Origin of the sequence: Proteus hauseri (assembly GCF_040139125.1) — a bacterium.
Classification (GTDB): Bacteria; Pseudomonadota; Gammaproteobacteria; order Enterobacterales; family Enterobacteriaceae; genus Proteus; species Proteus hauseri_B.
Genome location: NZ_JBEEUB010000002.1, coordinates 126,110 through 145,325, shown reverse-complemented (window position 1 = coordinate 145,325; position 19,216 = coordinate 126,110). Strand labels below are relative to the sequence as shown.

The 19,216-nt window shown below is 39.4% G+C and carries 22 protein-coding genes; 10 read left to right on the top strand and 12 right to left on the bottom strand.

Annotation, left to right across the window (positions count from 1 at the left end):
• Positions 1 to 588: 588 nt before the first annotated feature.
• The 3 genes from rpsI to zapE form a co-directional block, all read right to left on the bottom strand.
• Positions 589 to 981, bottom strand: a complete 393-nt coding sequence (gene rpsI / locus ABN099_RS03775) for a 30S ribosomal protein S9 (RefSeq protein WP_004245284.1) — start codon at positions 979 to 981, stop codon at positions 589 to 591.
• Positions 982 to 996: 15 nt separating this feature from the next.
• Positions 997 to 1,425, bottom strand: a complete 429-nt coding sequence (gene rplM / locus ABN099_RS03770; RefSeq protein ID WP_006535327.1) for a 50S ribosomal protein L13 — start codon at positions 1,423 to 1,425, stop codon at positions 997 to 999.
• Positions 1,426 to 1,862: 437 nt separating this feature from the next.
• The gene (zapE, locus tag ABN099_RS03765; protein ID WP_349462359.1) at positions 1,863 to 2,978 is read right to left on the bottom strand and encodes a cell division protein ZapE; all 1,116 of its coding nucleotides are present in this window, start codon (positions 2,976 to 2,978) and stop codon (positions 1,863 to 1,865) included.
• A gap of 200 nt (positions 2,979 to 3,178) precedes the next feature.
• Between zapE and zapG the strand changes: the two genes are divergently transcribed.
• The 3 genes from zapG (at position 3,179) to degS (ending at position 6,479) form a co-directional block, all read left to right on the top strand.
• Entirely contained in the window at positions 3,179 to 3,583 is a 405-nt protein-coding gene (gene zapG, locus ABN099_RS03760; protein WP_129039432.1) for a Z-ring associated protein ZapG, read from the top strand.
• A gap of 240 nt (positions 3,584 to 3,823) precedes the next feature.
• Positions 3,824 to 5,215 (top strand): serine endoprotease DegQ, encoded by a 1,392-nt coding sequence (gene degQ, locus ABN099_RS03755; protein WP_349462358.1) that lies wholly within the window; start codon positions 3,824 to 3,826, stop codon positions 5,213 to 5,215.
• Between the two features lie 193 nt (positions 5,216 to 5,408).
• Positions 5,409 to 6,479, top strand: coding sequence for an outer membrane-stress sensor serine endopeptidase DegS (degS, locus tag ABN099_RS03750; RefSeq protein WP_349462357.1), 1,071 nt, complete (start codon positions 5,409 to 5,411; stop codon positions 6,477 to 6,479).
• Between the two features lie 38 nt (positions 6,480 to 6,517).
• Here degS and ABN099_RS03745 read toward each other — a convergent pair whose 3' ends face one another.
• The 9 genes from ABN099_RS03745 to mlaF all read right to left on the bottom strand — a co-directional run bounded on the left by ABN099_RS03745 (position 6,518) and on the right by mlaF (position 13,008).
• Positions 6,518 to 6,763 carry a CPCC family cysteine-rich protein gene (locus tag ABN099_RS03745; RefSeq protein WP_349462356.1) on the bottom strand — a complete coding sequence of 82 codons (246 nt, stop codon included), beginning with the start codon at positions 6,761 to 6,763 and terminating at the stop codon, positions 6,518 to 6,520.
• Between the two features lie 39 nt (positions 6,764 to 6,802).
• A complete protein-coding gene (locus ABN099_RS03740; RefSeq protein WP_349462355.1) occupies positions 6,803 to 7,876 on the bottom strand; it encodes a DUF2157 domain-containing protein in 1,074 nt (357 codons plus the stop codon).
• A gap of 273 nt (positions 7,877 to 8,149) precedes the next feature.
• Complete coding sequence (gene murA, locus ABN099_RS03735) at positions 8,150 to 9,418, bottom strand: UDP-N-acetylglucosamine 1-carboxyvinyltransferase (RefSeq protein WP_349462354.1); 1,269 nt, start codon at positions 9,416 to 9,418, stop codon at positions 8,150 to 8,152.
• 48 nt (positions 9,419 to 9,466) lie between these two features.
• Positions 9,467 to 9,721, bottom strand: a complete 255-nt coding sequence (gene ibaG, locus ABN099_RS03730; RefSeq protein WP_006535338.1) for a BolA family iron metabolism protein IbaG — start codon at positions 9,719 to 9,721, stop codon at positions 9,467 to 9,469.
• A gap of 140 nt (positions 9,722 to 9,861) precedes the next feature.
• Positions 9,862 to 10,155 (bottom strand): lipid asymmetry maintenance protein MlaB, encoded by a 294-nt coding sequence (mlaB, locus tag ABN099_RS03725; protein WP_349462353.1) that lies wholly within the window; start codon positions 10,153 to 10,155, stop codon positions 9,862 to 9,864.
• 1 nt (position 10,156) lies between these two features.
• Complete coding sequence (mlaC, locus tag ABN099_RS03720; protein ID WP_349462352.1) at positions 10,157 to 10,786, bottom strand: phospholipid-binding protein MlaC; 630 nt, start codon at positions 10,784 to 10,786, stop codon at positions 10,157 to 10,159.
• Positions 10,787 to 10,872: 86 nt separating this feature from the next.
• Positions 10,873 to 11,409: an outer membrane lipid asymmetry maintenance protein MlaD gene (mlaD, locus tag ABN099_RS03715; RefSeq protein WP_349462351.1), complete on the bottom strand. Its 537-nt coding sequence runs from the start codon at positions 11,407 to 11,409 to the stop codon at positions 10,873 to 10,875.
• Between the two features lie 3 nt (positions 11,410 to 11,412).
• Positions 11,413 to 12,192 (bottom strand): lipid asymmetry maintenance ABC transporter permease subunit MlaE, encoded by a 780-nt coding sequence (gene mlaE, locus ABN099_RS03710; RefSeq protein ID WP_349462350.1) that lies wholly within the window; start codon positions 12,190 to 12,192, stop codon positions 11,413 to 11,415.
• A gap of 3 nt (positions 12,193 to 12,195) precedes the next feature.
• On the bottom strand, positions 12,196 to 13,008 hold the full coding sequence (gene mlaF / locus ABN099_RS03705) for a phospholipid ABC transporter ATP-binding protein MlaF (protein ID WP_349462349.1): 813 nt from the start codon (positions 13,006 to 13,008) through the stop codon (positions 12,196 to 12,198).
• Positions 13,009 to 13,250: 242 nt separating this feature from the next.
• Between mlaF and ABN099_RS03700 the strand changes: the two genes are divergently transcribed.
• From ABN099_RS03700 to rpoN, 7 genes are all read left to right on the top strand, one after another.
• Complete coding sequence (locus ABN099_RS03700; RefSeq protein ID WP_349462348.1) at positions 13,251 to 14,231, top strand: calcium/sodium antiporter; 981 nt, start codon at positions 13,251 to 13,253, stop codon at positions 14,229 to 14,231.
• 18 nt (positions 14,232 to 14,249) lie between these two features.
• Complete coding sequence (kdsD, locus tag ABN099_RS03695) at positions 14,250 to 15,224, top strand: arabinose-5-phosphate isomerase KdsD (protein WP_349462347.1); 975 nt, start codon at positions 14,250 to 14,252, stop codon at positions 15,222 to 15,224.
• Positions 15,225 to 15,251: 27 nt separating this feature from the next.
• On the top strand, positions 15,252 to 15,809 hold the full coding sequence (gene kdsC / locus ABN099_RS03690; protein WP_349462346.1) for a 3-deoxy-manno-octulosonate-8-phosphatase KdsC: 558 nt from the start codon (positions 15,252 to 15,254) through the stop codon (positions 15,807 to 15,809).
• A gap of 18 nt (positions 15,810 to 15,827) precedes the next feature.
• Positions 15,828 to 16,406 (top strand): LPS export ABC transporter periplasmic protein LptC, encoded by a 579-nt coding sequence (gene lptC / locus ABN099_RS03685; protein WP_349462345.1) that lies wholly within the window; start codon positions 15,828 to 15,830, stop codon positions 16,404 to 16,406.
• Positions 16,387 to 16,920 (top strand): lipopolysaccharide ABC transporter substrate-binding protein LptA, encoded by a 534-nt coding sequence (lptA, locus tag ABN099_RS03680; RefSeq protein WP_349462344.1) that lies wholly within the window; start codon positions 16,387 to 16,389, stop codon positions 16,918 to 16,920. Before lptC ends, lptA begins: the two co-directional genes overlap by 20 nt.
• 6 nt (positions 16,921 to 16,926) lie before the next feature.
• Positions 16,927 to 17,652 carry an LPS export ABC transporter ATP-binding protein gene (gene lptB, locus ABN099_RS03675; protein WP_349462343.1) on the top strand — a complete coding sequence of 242 codons (726 nt, stop codon included), beginning with the start codon at positions 16,927 to 16,929 and terminating at the stop codon, positions 17,650 to 17,652.
• Between the two features lie 61 nt (positions 17,653 to 17,713).
• Positions 17,714 to 19,207 (top strand): RNA polymerase factor sigma-54, encoded by a 1,494-nt coding sequence (rpoN, locus tag ABN099_RS03670; protein ID WP_349462342.1) that lies wholly within the window; start codon positions 17,714 to 17,716, stop codon positions 19,205 to 19,207.
• Positions 19,208 to 19,216: the final 9 nt, after the last annotated feature.

Sequence of the window (19,216 nt, the reverse complement as noted above, 5' to 3'; positions counted from 1 at the left end):
GACTACCTGTATCAACGTATTATCGCGGGATAACCTTATTTTACAGGGATAAACATTCACTTGTCTTTGCGGCACATATCATTATCAAGCAATACCAAAACAATCACACAGCCACATCACATTGCTGTTGTTATAATAGTTTTGGTATTACTTTCAAATTATTAATGAGTGTTATTGTAAAGCACCCACTAGGCAGCATTATGAAATCACAGAAAGAAAGACGCCAAAGTGGGCTATTCTATCAGATTTCATGTTACTTAGGGTGACTCATGCAAATAATTCAATAGAATATGTCATACTATTCCAAAACAAAGAATATAATATCAAAAATAAATTTTATTAAGAGTTTTAAGCTAAAAATAGTGCTTTTTGATTCAAATTAGCACTTGCCTATTATCTGAATTAACACTATTACGGTATTAATACATAGAATTAATTTATTTTCATACAGTTAACAGCTGACAATTCACAAATTTAAGATCACAAAGCTAACATTCATAAAGCTGACATTCGTAAAACAGTAAAAATAAAAAAACCCGCCTGTGAAGACGGGTTTCAACATCAAATTGATATCGAAAAGATAACAAATTAACGTTTTGAGAACTGTGGACGACGACGTGCTTTACGCAGACCCACTTTCTTACGTTCAACAGAACGCGCATCACGGGTAACGAAACCAGCTTTACGCAGATCAGAACGAAGAGTCTCATCGTACTCCATCAGTGCACGAGTGATACCGTGACGGATCGCACCTGCTTGACCAGAAATACCACCACCTTTAACAGTGATGTATAAATCTAATTTGCCCAGCATATCAACTAATTCCAGCGGTTGACGAACAACCATACGCGCTGTTTCGCGGCCGAAGTAAACTTCTAGGCTACGTTTGTTGATTACGATATTACCGCTACCTGGCTTAATGAAGACACGTGCGGAAGAACTTTTGCGGCGACCTGTGCCGTAGTATTGATTATCAGCCATTGCCTAATATCCCGATTAAATGTCCAGAACTTGCGGTTGTTGTGCCGCGTGGTTGTGCTCAGATCCTGCGTAAACTTTCAGTTTACGATACATCGCACGACCCAGAGGCCCTTTTGGCAGCATGCCTTTTACCGCGATTTCGATTACACGCTCAGGACTACGGGCGATCATCTCTTCGAAAGTCGCTTGTTTGATACCACCTACGTGACCAGTATGACGGTAGTAAACTTTGTCAGTACGCTTATGACCAGTTACCGCTACTTTTTCAGCGTTTAAAACGATGATGTAATCACCGGTATCAACGTGCGGAGTGTATTCTGCTTTGTGCTTACCGCGCAGGCGGCTAGCGATTTCAGTTGCTAAACGGCCTAAAGTTTTGCCGTCTGCATCAACAACGTACCAGTCGCGTTTTACGGTTTCTGGTTTAGCTGTAAAAGTTTTCATTATTGAAAATTACCCAATGTTTAGTTACACGTTGGTGAACGCTCGGTTCAATTACTATTGAGGTTCACGCGACTCTTGTGTCCAGCAAACCTACCCCTTCGAGTAGCACTGCTGACTCTAAAATGCGAGTTTTTTGGGAAATAAAAAACTTGCTGCAACGTGGGGTCGCAAGATTATAGAGAAGTCAGAAAGAAAAATCGAGTTATAATTGAATACAATTGAATTCTTTTTTATCAAATCCACTTTAGTGGTCAATTTCACGTAATTTTCTGAGCTAACTAATCCAACAATTAAAATCAATGCCACCTGAAGAGAAGAATTGTCCCTTTCCAAAGCGTTTGCTAGTAGCTTAGTACTTCTTACTTTTATGTAGAAATAGCACCATGCTACTCAACGGGTGTCATCCTAACATAGTAAAAGATGACTTTCTTCAAGAATTAAGCAAGATGAGGCTCTATTAAATATGCTTCACTTTGCATCTCTTGTAAGCGAGATAAACAACGCTGATATTCAAAACGTAAGAAGCTTCCCTGATAAATATCATTCATGGCGATATCAGCATTAATAATCAGCTTCACTTTGCGTTCATAAAACTCGTCAACCAAGGCTAAAAAGCGGCGTGCTGCATCTTCATTTCTCGTATCCATTTGCACCATTTTATAAATTAAAACAGTGTGATAGCGTTTTGATAACTCTATGTAATCTAACTGGCTACGCGCGTCCATACAGAGTGTAGAAAAATTGACAGCTAACACACCATTAGCGGATTTTCTTATCTTCATTGGTCGATGATTAATCGTTATTGTTTGTTCTGATTGCGCTTCATGGCTAGCTAAGTTATTAAAAATTCTATCCATCTCTTGTCTATTTTTATCTGTTAGTGGTGATAAAAAAAGATGAGCTTGCGTGAGAGTACGCAGACGATAATCAATACCAGCATCAACATTTAAAATATCGCAATGTGTTTTGATTTGTTCAATTGCAGGTAAAAAGCGAGCTCGTTGTAATCCATTACGGTAAAGATTATCTGGTGGAATGTTTGATGTTGCCACCAGCGTTATACCTCGTGCAAATAAGGCTTCAAGTAGCGTTCCTAAAATCATTGCGTCAGTGATATCAGAGACAAAAAACTCATCGAAACACAGCACATCAGTTTGTGTTTTGAAACCATCAGCAACAATATCTAGGGGATTTTCTTGTCCTTGCAATGCTTTTAATTCATCTTGAACTCGTAGCATAAAACGATGAAAATGTAGGCGAAGTTTTCTTTCTGTTGGCAAACTTTGATAAAACATATCCATCAACCATGTTTTACCTCGCCCCACCCCACCCCACATATATAAACCACGTTCAGGCACGACTTGCTCTTTCTTACGACGAAAACAACCAAATAAGCGCTGAGTTAAGGTATTTTTTTCTGGCACAGTTGGTTTTAGTAATGCATGGTATATCTGTTGAAGATGGATAACCGTTTGTCGTTGAACGTCATCAGGTTGGTAATCACCCTGTTTTAATGCAGCTTCATAAAGAGATAACGGCGTACTAACAGTCATGAATGCCTCTTCCTTAAATTTATTACATGCTGATTATAGTCTCTAGAATTGCTCTATTATAAGCATTAATAGTTGATTTAACATCGACGTAACACATGAATTTCATATTAAGCTTAAGGATATTATTCCACTCATGCCTTTTAGTGGTTATGATGTTATAAGAATCCATCGTCCTCACTATTAGATGAAAAGGAGTTGCCATGGTTTGGGTTTATGCACTGATCGGATTAGTTGTTGGTCTAATTATCGGCGCGCTCGCAATGCGTTACGGTAATAGCACCCTTCGCCAACAAGATGCTATAAAAGCAGAATTAGATACTAAAAAAGAAGAGCTCGATACTTATCGCAATGAGCTTGTTAGCCACTTTGCGAGAAGTGCAGAACTTTTAGATAATATGGCGAAAGATTACCGTCAGCTTTATCAGCACATGGCAAAAAGCTCCAATGAGTTAATGCCTGATATGCCAGTACAAGATAATCCATTTAACTATCGGTTAAGTGAATCTGAAGCGGCTAACGACCAATCCCCAATAAAGATGCCGCCTCGTGATTATTCTGAAGGTGCTTCTGGATTGTTCAGACCTACCGAGAAAAAAGACAGTTAATATTAAAACGCCGCAACGTCAAAAACCTTGCGGCGTTTTTCTTTCTAAATAAGTGTATAGATGCAGCAATAATTTACTCCTGTTTTAAAGATAACTGTTGTCTTGTAAATCCATGTAAAAGGAAGTGATGCTCACCTTCTCTCAGTGAACTTTCCTTTGTTAGTACAGGTCTTAGTGACATCGAGCCCAAATTGGGCACTCAATATTATTTTGATAAACTTTATCAAGAGACCCTAATTCATGTTGACTAAAAAAAGAAAATTATTACTTAGCGCACTTGCTATGAGTGTTGGACTTTCACTATCAACAATTCCAGCGACCAGCATGGCAGCGCTTCCTGCTGTAATGCCTTCTGGTCAAGAGTTACCAAGTCTTGCGCCAATGCTAGAGCAAGTATTGCCAGCCGTTGTTAGCGTGCATGTTTCTGGTACTCGTGTACAAAACCAGCAAGTTCCAGAAGAGTTTAAATTTTTCTTTGGTCCTAATTTCCCATCTCAGCAACAAAGTACTCGCCCTTTTGAGGGATTAGGTTCTGGCGTTATCATTGATGCACAAAAAGGTTATGTATTAACGAATAATCATGTTATCGATAGCGCAGATAAAATTCAGCTGCAAATTAATGATGGACGAGAGTTCACGGCTAAATTAATCGGTAGCGATCCGCAAACTGATATCGCTCTGCTTCAAATCGAAAAACCCGTCAATTTAACGGCGATTAAAATGGCAGATTCAGACAAACTTCGTGTGGGTGATTTTGCAGTGGCGGTGGGTAATCCATTTGGTTTAGGTCAAACTGCGACCTCTGGTATTATTTCAGCTCTTGGTCGTAGTGGTTTAAATCTTGAAGGACTCGAAAACTTCATTCAAACCGATGCATCTATTAACCGTGGTAACTCTGGTGGTGCTTTAGTTAATCTCAATGGTGAGTTAATTGGTATTAACACTGCAATCTTAGCACCGGGTGGTGGCAATATCGGTATCGGCTTTGCTATCCCAAGTAATATGGCGCGTGACTTAAGCCAACAACTTATTGCTCATGGTGAAGTTAAGCGTGGCATCTTAGGTATTCGCGGCGCAGAAATGAATGCCGACCTCGCGAAATCTTTTAATATCGATGCACAGCGTGGTGCTTTTGTTAGTGAGGTGCTACCAGAATCATCCGCAGCTAAAGCAGGTATCAAACCCGGCGACGTGCTTATTTCTGTCGATGGTAAACGTATCAATAGCTTTGCAGAATTAAGAGCCAAAGTTGGCACAACACCGCCAGGTAAAGAAATCCTAATTGGTTTAATCCGCCAAGGTAAGCCAATGGATGTCAAAGTAACATTGGAAAAACAGTCAGCTGATGCCACTCGCGCCGATAACTTCTCTCCGGCACTGCAAGGTGCAACGCTTAGTAACTATGTAAATAAACAAGCGAAAGGTGTTGTAGTAGATTCCGTTGAGAAAGACTCCCCTGCGGCTATGTCTGGTTTACAAAAAGGTGATCTAATTATTGGTATTAACAATACTCGTATTGAATCATTAGGTGACTTACGTAAAACCATTGATGCAAAACCACCCGTACTGGCATTAAATATTCAACGTGGTAATGAAGAAATTTATCTTTTACTACGTAATACACCACGCTAATTAATTCGCTTTTCATATACTTTGTTTGTTTCCTTACGCCCTATAATCTTTTCTGTTATAGGGCTTTTTTTATCACTCTATTGGAGCGAATAGGGAAATTATGCGCTGGCATATCCTTTCATAAGCCAAACTATGATATTCTCGCTCCACTTGTACAAATAATCTCCCAATCAAACATAAATATAGGATTTTTATGTTAACTAAGCTACTGCGATCTACCTTGATTGGTATTTTAACAGCTGCCATTCTCTTGGTTGCGGTACCCTCTATTCGCCCTATTTTTATTGAGCATTTACTCAATGGCGACTTTCTAAATGCTCCATTTAGTTACAATAAAGCAGTGCGGCGAGCTGCACCGGCTGTTGTTAACGTCTATAGCAGTACCATGGGGAGTTTCTCTCAGGAAGGTCGAGAACTAACCTCACTAGGTGCGGGTGTTATTATGGATGGCAGAGGCTATGTCTTAACAAATCAGCATGTGATTAATAATGCAGATCAAATCATTGTCGCATTGCAAAATGGTGATCTATATGAAGGGTTGTTAATTGGTTCTGATCCTTTAACTGATCTCGCCGTATTAAAAATTGATGCCGAAAACCTCCCTACGATCCCGATAAATAGTAAAAGGATCTCTCATGTCGGTGATGTTGTTTTAGCGATTGGTAACCCTTTTAATATAGGGCAAACCATTACTCAAGGTATTATTAGTGCCACAGGACGAGTTGGACTTAGCCCTACTCGTTACCAAAACTTTCTACAAACTGATGCGTCAATAAACGAAGGTAATTCTGGTGGTGCCTTAATTAATACTGAAGGTGAGTTGGTGGGTATTAATACGATGACGTTTGATTCTGGCACTTATAATGGTTATCGCCCAAGTGCAGAGGGTTTGGGGTTTGCTATTCCCACTGAACTTGCCGTTAAAATAATGAATAAACTTATCCGCGATGGTCGAGTGATCCGTGGTTTTATTGGCATTACAGCCAAAGAGTTACCAAAAATTCGCTCTTCAAATACAGATATTAAGCAAATTCAAGGATTACGGATCTTCCGTATTAGCCCTAATAGCCCCGCAGATAAAGCCGGCATAAAAACAGACGATATCATTCTTAGTATTAATCATGCACCAGCAGTTTCTGCAATGGAGATGATGGATTACATTGCAGAAACACGTCCAAATACAGTGTTACCTGTCACGCTATTACGTGATGGCAAAGAAATTAATCTTGATGTAACCATTTCTGAATATCAGCCTGAGTCGTAACTCAAAAAACGCCCTATAACCTGAGGTCAGTTTACCTGCTAATAGGGCGTTTTCATATAAAAGGTAGCACCTTGTAAACAGCGTTGTTCAAATTGCTCTGCTTGCCGGTAATCCGCTAATGTACTGTAATTACAACCGCTGTATTCGCCCTCTTTTGTACCATCATTTTGCCAGCCACACACTGGGCATATTTCAAAAAATGCTTCATCCTTATCTTTAAAAACTAAATAGTGACAAGCGATACAGCTTACTGCTAAAGGAAGATGACAACTTCGCTTTTCCATGGATATCAACTCCTATCACAATCATTAACTAAAAGGGCATTACTCTTTACTTGATTTATCTGAATTATCGATATTAATCAAGCTGTTATTATCAATACCATGCCAAATCTTTTCTGCTTTTCGACCAATCATAATTAATGAAATAGCTAAAATAGCAAAGAAAATGGCACTGTGTAAGCTATTCCAAAAATATTCAAAAAAGCGGGTATATAAGTTAATACCAAGGAACGTGAGTCCAAAACCTCTAAGCATTCCATCATCTGTTTTTAAACTAATATAAATACAAGCAACCGCCACTACACCAAATAATAGTGCCCAAGGTAATAAGTTCACACTTGAAGTGTAGTACCAAATATCTGGATCATAGTTACCAAAAATAGACATTATCCATAATGCAATAAATAGATAAGTAAGCCCCATAATTTTACTCATGGTAAATAATCGGCGATGAACCAGTAAATTTCGTAAAAAATAGCAGGCGGCTAATAATCCACTACCAAAAAAAACAAAACGAATAGGATAGTTCATCCCTAACCAGTAAGCGCCCCAACCCGACATATAGCCCGTTTCAGCACCAAACCAACTACCTAACATTAAGAGGAAAAATAGCCAAACTAATGAAGAGCGACTAATAAAACCAACAACACCATAAATCACACACCCAACTAAAAATAGAGGTGCAACATGACCACTACCGTTATCTAATAACTCACCCAGTTGCCAAAGGAAAAGTGCTGTAAACATCACACCAATAAATAGAATAAATTCAGTACTATAGTGCCACCTTACCTCGTTCCTTTGGCGTTTAAAGCCCCAGAAATAGAGTATTGAAGCAATAACAGCAGGTGAGATAACGCGCATAATTTCAGAAAAACTAAACAGTTCAATAAGATAATAGACCAATGCACTATCGCTAAAAATACTACCAACCGCGATAATTAAACATACAATTGCGGTCCAAAATGCATAGCGACTTAAGCGTTTCCAATCAAAAAGAACACCTTGCAAAGTGTCAGCTAATTTTTGGTGCTCCTCGGTCGATAATATGCCCGATGTTTGCCACTCATCGAGCGCGCTACGAATAACGCGTTCTTGTTTCCTTGTTACTTGCATATTAATTCATTCCTTTTATGATGATAAACAGTCTGTTATTACTCATTACAGTGACTAAATACCGCTCTTATTGAAGATGATTAGTATGATTATTTCAATAAAATAATTAAACATGCTTTCTTTAATGTATCGCGCGCAAAAGTAAATACCTTATGAATTTTCCTATTCTCAAATTACTCTTTATTATTAAATGATTAGATAATAAAAAAACCGCAGCAAATACAACGCTACGGTTTTAATTTAATAGAGTATAAAGCAAATAAGATAAATTACTTATTCAGCGTCACTTGAACTTAAACGTTCAATTTTAGCCCCTAAACCTTGTAACTTAGCTTCGATATGCTCATAACCGCGATCAATATGATAGATACGGTCAACAATAGTTGTGCCTTCAGCAATACAGCCAGCCAATACTAAACTTGCTGATGCTCTTAAGTCTGTTGCCATTACTTGTGCTCCAGACAGTTTTTCAACACCATGACATAACACGGTATTACTTTCTATCTCAGCGTGAGCACCCATTCGAATAAGCTCAGGAATATGCATAAAACGGTTTTCAAAAATCGTCTCAGTGATCATTCCAGCACCTTCAGCAACTAAGTTGAGTAAGCTAAATTGTGCTTGCATATCAGTAGGGAAACCAGGATGTGGCGCAGTACGCAATGTTACCGCTTTAGGACGTTTGCCATGCATATCAAGGCTTATCCAATCTTCACCCACTTCAATATCAGCACCTGCTTCACGTAATTTTGCCAATACCGCATCAAGCGTATCTGGTTTTGCATTACGACACACAACTTTGCCACGCGAAACAGCCGCGGCAACCAGGAAAGTTCCTGTTTCAATACGGTCTGGCAGAATTTGATAAGTACCGCCACCAAGGCGCTCGACACCTTCAATAGTAATACTGTCTGTACCTGCACCACTTATTTTTGCGCCTAGCGTATTTAAGAAGTTAGCCGTATCTTCAATCTCTGGCTCTCTTGCTGCGTTTTCAATGATGGTTTTACCTTCAGCTAATACCGCCGCAGTCATAATGGTAATTGTTGCACCAACACTGACTTTATCCATTACGATATGAGCGCCTTTTAAGCGACCATCAACGCGCGCTTTTACATAACCTTCATCAAGGGTGATTTCAGCGCCTAATTGCTCTAAACCTGTGATATGCAGATCAACAGGACGAGCACCAATAGCACAACCACCAGGCAGTGAAACTTGCCCCTGACCAAAACGCGCCACCAATGGACCTAATGCCCAAATAGAAGCACGCATTGTTTTGACTAAATCATAAGGAGCACAAAATTCATCAATGCTACGAGCATCAACAAAAACAGAGCCGTTACGTTCAATTTTAGTACCTAAGCGATTAAGCAACTTAATCGTTGTATCGATATCTTTTAGCTCAGGCACATTGGTTAATTCTACTGGCTCTTCAGCAAGGATCGCAGCGAACAGGATTGGTAATGCGGCATTTTTTGCGCCTGAAATAGTGACCTCGCCTGATAAACAGGTTGGTCCTTGTACTCTAAATTTATCCATCTGTAGAACTCTCTTTTTTATTTTGCTGTACGCTGTATATCTACTTCATCAAAGCCCGTTGAGCTTGCGATCTCTCTTCCACTCTTCAGGTGTATAGGCTTTAATAGACAAAGCGTGAATACGATTATCCGCAATATATTCCATCAAAGGCGCATAAATGGTTTGTTGCTGTTTCACTCTGCTCATTCCCTCAAACATTGCGCCAACAACTACGACCTGAAAATGACTACCATCACCGTTAACGATGACCTCATCTAAAGACAAGCTGTCCATTAATACTTGTTTGATTTCATTTGTATCCATAATTGCTCAATCTCAACGTTAAAATAATAATCAGTCGTCTATCCTAATAGAATCCGTCCTACTCTTAAACCACGAAAAACCCCCTTAATGATAAAAGTATCACGAAGGGGGCTTTTTATTGCTTATGGCAAAAAATAAAACTAAGCAATATTCATAATTTCATCAAGATCATAGAGTGTAATCAATGTTCGAAAACGCTCTGTGGCACCTTGAATATTTAAATGACGGTTTTGCGTTTCTACTTCCACCTTAAGATGCACAAACAAGGCTAATCCCGTAGAATCAATGTGGTTTAATGCAGAGACATCAATAGAATTTAAATCTGCTAACAACGTCTTACGCTGCTGCCAAACAGGCAATAAAGTTTCACGATCCAAGACACCTTGGAAATAGAGAATATCGCCCTTTTTTTCCCAGTTTAGCAAAGCTGACATATTATTTTTTCTCTTCAAGTGTAATTGGTGTTTTTGCACTAATTGCTAACTGTTTAGTTAAGCCATCGACACCTTTCGCACTTAAAATATCAGACCACTCATTCTGTTTTGTGGTGATCATGCTAACGCCTTCAGCAATCATGTCGTAAGCCTGCCATTCACCTGTTTTACTATTTTTACGCCATTGAAAATCAAGACGCACTGGTGGACGACCATTTTTATCAATAATCGTGACACGGATTGCCAGTGTGGTTTTATCTGCAAATGGTTTTGCCGGTTCGATACGATATTCTTGACCTTCGTACATCGCTAAAGCTTGACCATAAACTTGAGCAAGATAAGCCTCAAATTCAGTAAAGTAAGCATCACGCTGTGCTGGTGTCGCATTTTTATAATATGGACCTAATACCAAAGCACCTGCATATTTGATATGCACATAAGGTAATAATTCTTGCTGAACAATTTGACGTAAAAACTCAGGGTTTTTACGAATTTCAGGCTGTTCACTTTTTAATCTATCAAATGTTTTTTGTGCCGCGTCATCCATCAATGCGTAAGGGTTGGTTTTATCAACTGCCATAGCAAAAGGTGTTATTACTAATAATGCGACCATCAATAAGCGCTTAAACATAATCTCGCTTCCCCTCGGGATATTTTATCAATAAATAGGATGTCTATTGTAAAACCGCTAATTAAACATCCTATTTGAATTAAAAATTAAGGTAATGCTGGGTGTTCTGTTGTTGGTTCAGTGTCAGATTTTGCTGAACCATCTCCATCACCGGTTTTATAGAGGAACTGACCAATTAAATCTTCTAACACCATGGCTGAATTAGTATTTTCAATTCTGCCACCCTCTTTTAGAAAATCAGATCCTAGCTCTTCGTCATAAAAGCCCAGGTTAAGTGCTAAAAATTGCTCGCCTAACAAACCGGAGGTACGGATAGAGAGTGAACTGCTGTCTGGAATATGTTGATAAATATTCAAAATATCCAGTTCAACTTCAGGGCGATAGTTGCCTTCACTCTCTTCTTTTAATGTAATTGCCGAAACACGACCAATCACCACACCACCAATTTTAACAGGTGAACGCTCTTTTAACCCACCAATATTACCAAAGCTTGCATAAACACGATAAGTCGGCTGATTACCCATCTCTTTGATATCTGCAACTTTTAAACAGAGAAAGGTAATTGCTGCTAATGCAATTAAAACAAATAGTCCGACCCAAATTTCAACTTTTTTACTTTGCATGACTTAGTTCCCAAACATCAGTGCTGTTAGCACAAAATCTAAACCCAATACCGCTAGCGATGAATGAACAACGGTACGTGTTGTTGCTCTGCTAATCCCTTCCGATGTTGGGATTGCGTCGTACCCATTAAAGAGTGCTATCCAAGTGACTGTAATGGCGAAAACGACACTCTTAATAAAGCAATTCACTAAATCTAATCGCCATTCAACAGCACCTTGCATAGATGCCCAGAAAAAGCCTTCGTCGATCCCTTTCCAATCAACACCAACAATAGCGCCACCCCAAATACCCACCGCAACAAAAATCAGTGAGAGTAACGGCATACTAATTAAACCCGCCCAAAAACGAGGAGCAACGATACGTCTTAGTGGATCGACTGCCATCATTTCTAAGCTTGAAATTTGTTCAGTGGCTTTCATTAAACCAATTTCAGCTGTCAATGCTGAGCCTGCTCGTCCGGCAAAAAGTAGTGCTGTAACAACAGGACCTAACTCTCGCAGTAATGACAGTGCGACCATCATCCCAAGGCTGGCTTCAGCACTAAACGTGGTTAAAACAAGATAACCTTGTAAACCAAGCACCATACCAATAAATAAACCAGATACCATGATGATCAGTAGCGACTGAACACCCACGTTGTACAGTTGCTTCATTAATAATGGCGACTGCTTACGAAATTCTGGCTTACCAAAGAGAGCTCGGAATAGCATAAAACCCGCTCTACCGAATGTCGCACAAACTTCTAACGCTCTAGCGCCTATGCGTGCTAATAAATTACCCACGTACTAATTTCCTCGTCCTAATAGGTCATCCTGATAATCACCAGCAGGAAAACGGAAAGGAACAGGTCCATCAGCAATGCCATCCAAAAATTGTCTGACTTGTCGATTAGGATTTTCCTGTAGCTCTTTTGCACTTCCTTGAGCAATGATTTTCTGCTCAGCGATAATATAGGCATAGTCAGCAATACTCAGAACTTCGGGCACATCATGAGAGACCACAACACAAGTGACACCAAGTGCATGATTTAGCTCATCAATCAGCTTCACTAACACACCCATTGTAATCGGGTCTTGCCCTACAAATGGCTCATCAAACATGATCAATTCAGGATCAAGTGCTATCGCCCTTGCTAATGCGGCTCTACGCGCCATACCACCCGATAATTCCGAAGGCATTAAACTTGCAGCCCCTCGTAAACCAACCGCTTCTAACTTCATCATTACCGTTGTACGGATTAATGATTCAGGTAAATTCGTATGTTCTCTTAGCGGAAATGCCACATTTTCAAACACATTCATATCTGTGAACAGTGCACCAGACTGAAAAAGCATACTCATTTTTTTTCTTGCGTGATATAACGCAGAACGAGATAAAGCCGGAATATTATCGCCATCAAACCAAATTTCACCACTATCAGGAAGAATTTGTCCTCCCATTAAACGTAATAACGTGGTTTTACCAATCCCTGAAGGCCCCATAATCGCTGTCACTTTACCCTTTGGCACCACAAGATTAATCTCTGAAAAGATTTTCCTACTACCACGAGTAAAGTTCATATTGCGCACTTCAATTAAATTGTCTGTTTGTGCGTTCATGAATAAAACATCCTTAAGCCTGTCTGCATAAACGAATTTTTACGCTATTTTGGCAGGTCATTACCTATGTTACAAAGAAATCACCACTATTTAGCAATTTATTGCGCGGTTAATTTTACTTTTCGTGCTCGGCTAGTCAAAATATGGCTTATTAGCAAAACCTTTTGACAATTATGTTTTTTATTAGCTCTGTCTTATTGGTTTTTTCTTTATCTTTCGTTCATTTTTGGAAAACTAATGGCATGTTGCTTACTTTGTCTTTACTGATTTTTGGGTTGATGTTACTCGTCTACGCTTCAGATAGACTAGTTTATGGCGCTTCAGTTTTTGCGCAATCGTTAAAGATCCCACCTGCTGTCATTGGTGTTTTAATTGTTGGTACTGGAACATCATTGCCTGAACTCTTTGTTTCTGCTGATGCTGCTGTTCATAACTTACCCGATATCGCTATTGGTACTGCTATTGGTTCTGCGCTGACTAATCTGCTTCTAATTGCAGGTATTGGTGCCATGATTTACCCCATGAATATCCAATCGGCAGTATTGAAAAAAGAGTTTCCATTGATGATTATAGTCATCTTACTTGCTGGCATAGTGGTTTCTAGCGGTAATTTAGGATTACGAGAAGGCACCTTACTCTTTTTTATTGGTTTTTCTTCTATTTATTTAATGATAAGAATGATGCATAAAACACTGACACAAACGCGTTATGTTTTACCATTAGAGACGTTAAGCCGATTTGAATTACAAACTAACCCGCGTAATTCGGTTGCCCTGTTCTGGGTTGTTATCGCTTTACTTATCATCCCTGTTGCAACAAGAATGATTATTGATAATGCCTTTATTTTAACGCAACAATATCAAATTAGTGGTTTCTTTGTTGGGCTAACCTTGCTATCGATAGGAACAAGTTTACCTGAATTAGCCACTACAATTGTTGCCGCCCTAAGACGAGAAAATGAGTTAGCATTAGGTAATATTATTGGGGCTAATATTTTTAATCTCACTTTTGTGCTTGGTATGCCAGCATTACTTTCACCAAATACTTTTAATGTTGACGCATTTTACTTCAGTTTTGCAGTACTTGTGGCTGCCAGTTTACTCTTTGGCATCTTCTCATTAGGGCGAAAACAGCGCCTTAACCGAGGAAAAGGTATATTCTTATTAGTTTGCTTTATTATTTATATTACGGTGTTGTGCGTCGCACATTCTCTCTTAACCTAAAATAAATGGTACAAAAAAATGACTGAGTTTGATTTTCAGCAAGCAGGTAAAAAAGTCCTTCATATTGAACGTGAAGGATTAGCTGAATTAGAGCAATACATCAACGACGATTTTACCCTTGCTTGTAAAAAGATTTTTAGTTGCCAAGGTAGAGTTGTCGTAATGGGGATGGGAAAATCAGGTCATATAGGACACAAAATTGCCGCTACGTTTGCCAGTACAGGTACACCTTCTTTTTTTGTTCATCCCGGTGAAGCAAGTCACGGTGATTTAGGTATGGTGACAGAAAAAGACATTGTTCTTGCGATTTCAAACTCTGGTGAATCAAGCGAAATACTGTCATTAATTCCGGTACTAAAACGTAAACAGATCCTTTTAATTTGTATGACTCGCAGCCCACAAAGTACCATGGGAAAAGCATCTGATATTCATCTTTGTATTAAAGTTCCTCAAGAAGCGTGTCCTTTAGGTCTTGCACCAACAACGAGCACTACGGCAACATTAGTGATGGGTGACGCATTAGCCATCGCTCTATTACGAGCAAGAGGCTTTACTGCTGAAGACTTTGCACTTTCTCATCCTGGTGGTGCTTTAGGTCGTAAATTACTGTTACATGTCAGTGATTTAATGAATAAAGAAGATGATATTCCTCGCGTTACAAAAAATGCCTCTTTACGAGAAGCCCTTGTTGAAATAACCCGTAAAAAATTAGGTATGACTGTTATCTGTGATGATAATATGTTGATTAACGGGATTTTTACAGACGGTGATTTACGTCGTATTTTTGATTTAGGCATCGACTTAAATAATGCAAAAATCTCAGATGTAATGACCAAAGGGGGCGTTCGTATTCGTCCTGATTGTTTAGCCGTAGAGGCTCTGAATTTAATGCAGGCGAAACATATCACTTCTCTCTTAGTGACCGAACCTAATAGTGATATTCTGTTAGGTGTTTTACATATGCATGATTTATTACAAGCAGGTGTAGTATAAGCTTGTCATTAGCTGGTAAGGATAAAAATGAATACAATGATAGAGACCTGCTATGGTGCTGTAAGCGAGCAAATAATCAAAAAAGCAGAAAAAGTCCAATTGCTGATTTGCGATGTTGATGGTGTGATGTCTGACGGGTTAATTTATATGGGCAATAACGGCGAAGAGTTAAAAGCCTTTAATGTCCGTGATGGCTATGGCATTCGTTGCTTGCTTACTTCGGGTATTGAGGTCGCTATCATTACAGGACGTCAATCCAAATTGCTAGAAGACCGAGCTAAAACCCTTGGCATTACATATCTTTACCAAGGTCAGCATAATAAGCTTTTGGCGTATCAACAACTGTTAGATACACTGAGCCTTAAACCAGAGCAAACCGCTTATATTGGTGATGACTTAATTGATTTACCTGTAATGGAGAAAGTCGGGCTTTCTGTTGCTGTTGCTGATGCGCATCCATTACTGATACCTCGCGCTAACTATGTCACTCGTATCGCGGGTGGTCGTGGTGCAGTACGCGAAATTTGTGATTTAATACTTTTAGCACAAGGTCAGCTTGAAGAAGCTAAAGGTCTTTCGATTTAAAACGTATAACGATACAGAATGAATAAATTAAAATCCTGGTTTACCCTGTTTCTCGCCATTATTGCTCTTGGGTTAATAGGCTGGAACTTTACAAATAACACTGAATTCGGTGATGGTGACATTGTTGATGACGGGCAACCGACTTATCAATCTAAATCATCGGTATCCTTTGTTTATGAACCAACAGGTTTACTGGGATATAAACTGGTTGCTGATGACGTTAAAAACTATGCTCAGCAAAAGTTTACATGGTTTACTAACCCTGTCTTAACCACTTACTCACCGACAGGAGAAGCAACATGGACTGTTCGCGCAAATAAGGCGAAGCTAACCAACAGTAAAATGCTCTATCTTTATGGCGATGTTCAAATTGATAGCTTATCTCCTGATTCGCAATTGCAGCGGATCAGCACAGAAAATGCTATCGCTAATCTGGACACACAGGATGTTTCCTCTGATGATGAAGTGACTATTATTGGCGTCGGACTGAAATCAGTCGGCTTAAAAATGCGAGGCAATCTGCGTAATAAACAAGCAGAGCTGATTGAACAGGTGAACACCTATTATGAGATCCCTAATGAATCAAAAAATCCGTAACTCACTGATTATCGGTGCACTATTATCAATAAGCATCCCTGCAATGGCGCTTAAAGATGATACTCAACAAAAAATTGTTGTTAACTCAGAGAAACAATCACTTGATCTGGAAAAGAATGTCACTACATTCACACAAAATGTTGTAATCAAACAAGGATCTATCGATATTCGTGCTGATAAAGTGGTTGTCACACGTCCTGGTGGTGATTCCAATAAAATCGTCATTGAAGCTTTTGGTAATCCTGTTACGTTCTATCAATTACAAGATGATGGCAAACCTATCAAAGGTCGTGGTGATAAAATGACCTATGAAATGGACAAAGAGTTCATGACATTAACGGGTAAAGCCTATTTAGAACAGTTAGACAGTAATATTACTGGTGACAAAATCACCTACCATGTACCGACTCAGCAAATGGAAGCGTTTAGTAACAAGGGTAAACAAGTTACCACTGTTCTGCTGCCTTCTCAGTTGCAAGAGAAAGGTCCTGGTGTGAATAACAAAGGTAAGTAACACTTTATGGCGCTGTTAAAAGCTGAAAATTTAGCAAAAGCATACAAAGGGCGCACCGTTGTTGGTGATGTTAGCCTGAATGTTAACTCTGGTGAGATCGTGGGTTTACTTGGTCCAAATGGTGCCGGTAAAACAACCACATTCTATATGGTTGTGGGCATTGTTGCCCGCGATGCAGGTTGCATCACCATTGATGATGAAGATATCACTTTATTACCTCTGCACGAACGCGCACGAAAAGGCATCGGCTATTTACCACAAGAAGCGTCTATTTTTAGGCGCTTAAGTGTTTATGACAACATTATGGCTATCTTAGAGATCCGCCATGATCTAACAGCTGAGCAACGTAAAGATCGTGCTGAAGAGCTGCTCGAAGAGTTCAACGTCAGCCATTTACGTAATAGTTTAGGTCAATCCTTATCTGGTGGTGAACGTCGCCGTGTTGAGATTGCTCGTGCATTAGCAGCAAATCCTAAATTTATTTTATTAGATGAACCTTTTGCTGGTGTTGACCCAATTTCGGTATTAGATATCAAGAAGATAATCCAGCATCTGCGCGATTATGGTTTGGGTGTTCTTATCACTGACCATAATGTTCGTGAAACCTTAGATGTTTGTGAACGTGCCTATATCGTCAGTCAAGGTCACCTTATTGCTCACGGTTCACCAGAAGAAATTCTTGAAAATGAGCAAGTTAAACGCGTTTATTTGGGTGAAGGCTTCCGTCTTTAATCCTTAATTTCGCTTTTTGCTAAGCCAAGGATGACAACATTAAAGGATTCATCGCATCACTATGAAACAAAGTCTGCAACTTCGTCTTAGTCAGCAATTGGCGATGACGCCACAGCTACAACAGGCTATCCGTTTGTTGCAACTTTCTACGCTTGAATTGCAACAAGAAATTCAGCAAGCGCTTGAATCGAACCCTCTTCTTGAACAAGATGACGATAATGAAGATCTCAACCAAAATGATGAAGATTACACTGATAATCTCTCTGATAACCGAGTTGAAAATAGCAACGACAACGAAAGCGAACATGAAGCGCCAGAACTCGATACCCTTGATGCGTTAGAACAAAATGATATGCCTGAAGATCTTCCCTTAGATACGCAATGGGAAGAAATATATACCGCAGGCACACCATCAGGTACAAGTAATGATTATGGTGATGATGAGTTACCCATTTATCAAGGTGAAACCACCGCATCACTGCAAGATTATCTGACTTGGCAGGCTGACTTAACACCGTTTACAGAGACAGACAGAGCTATCGCTATCGCCATTATAGATGCTGTTGATGAAACTGGTTATTTAACTATTTCAGCTGATGACATATTGTCTGGAATGGGCGATGATGAGTTAGAGCTTGATGAGATCGAAGCGGTATTAAAGCGTGTTCAACGATTTGATCCTATCGGTGTCGCTGCTCGTGATCTAAAGGAGTGCTTATTAATTCAGCTTTCTGCTTTTGCAGCTGACACGCCTTATATTAAAGAGACGAAGCTGATTATCGAACACCATTTAGAATTATTAGGTAATCGCGATTTTCGCCAACTTATGCGTCAAACAAAATTGCGAGAAGAGACGCTAAAATCTGTTATTAATATCATTCAATCTCTCGACCCAAAGCCGGGACTTAGCATTGATACGGGTGAATCTGAGTACGTTATTCCAGATGTACTGGTAAAAAAATCAGGTGAACACTGGCAAGTTGAGTTAAATACAGATAGCATTCCTCGCTTACGAATAAATGAGACCTATGCCGCATTTGGGCAATCTGCTCAAAACGAGAGCGATGGAAAATTTATTCGTGATAATTTACAAGAAGCCAAATGGCTGATAAAAAGTTTAGAAAGTCGTAATGAGACATTATTAAAAGTCGCTCATTGCATTGTTGACACACAGCAGGCATTTTTCGAATTAGGTGATGAGCATATGAAACCGTTGGTTCTAGCAGATATTGCTGAACAGGTTGAAATGCATGAATCTACTATTTCTCGCGTGACAACACAGAAGTTTCTGCATTGTCCGAGAGGAATTTTCGAATTGAAGTATTTTTTCTCAAGCCATGTGAATACTGATAGCGGAGGCGAAGCCTCTTCAACAGCAATCCGGGCTTTAGTGAAGAAACTAATCGCAGCAGAAAACCCAGCGAAACCACTAAGTGATAGTAAACTGGCAAATATGCTCGCTGAGCTTGGAATACAAGTTGCTCGACGAACTGTTGCGAAATATAGAGAGTCATTATCCATCCCGCCATCAAACCAACGTAAAGAGTTAGTTTGAGCATAATTG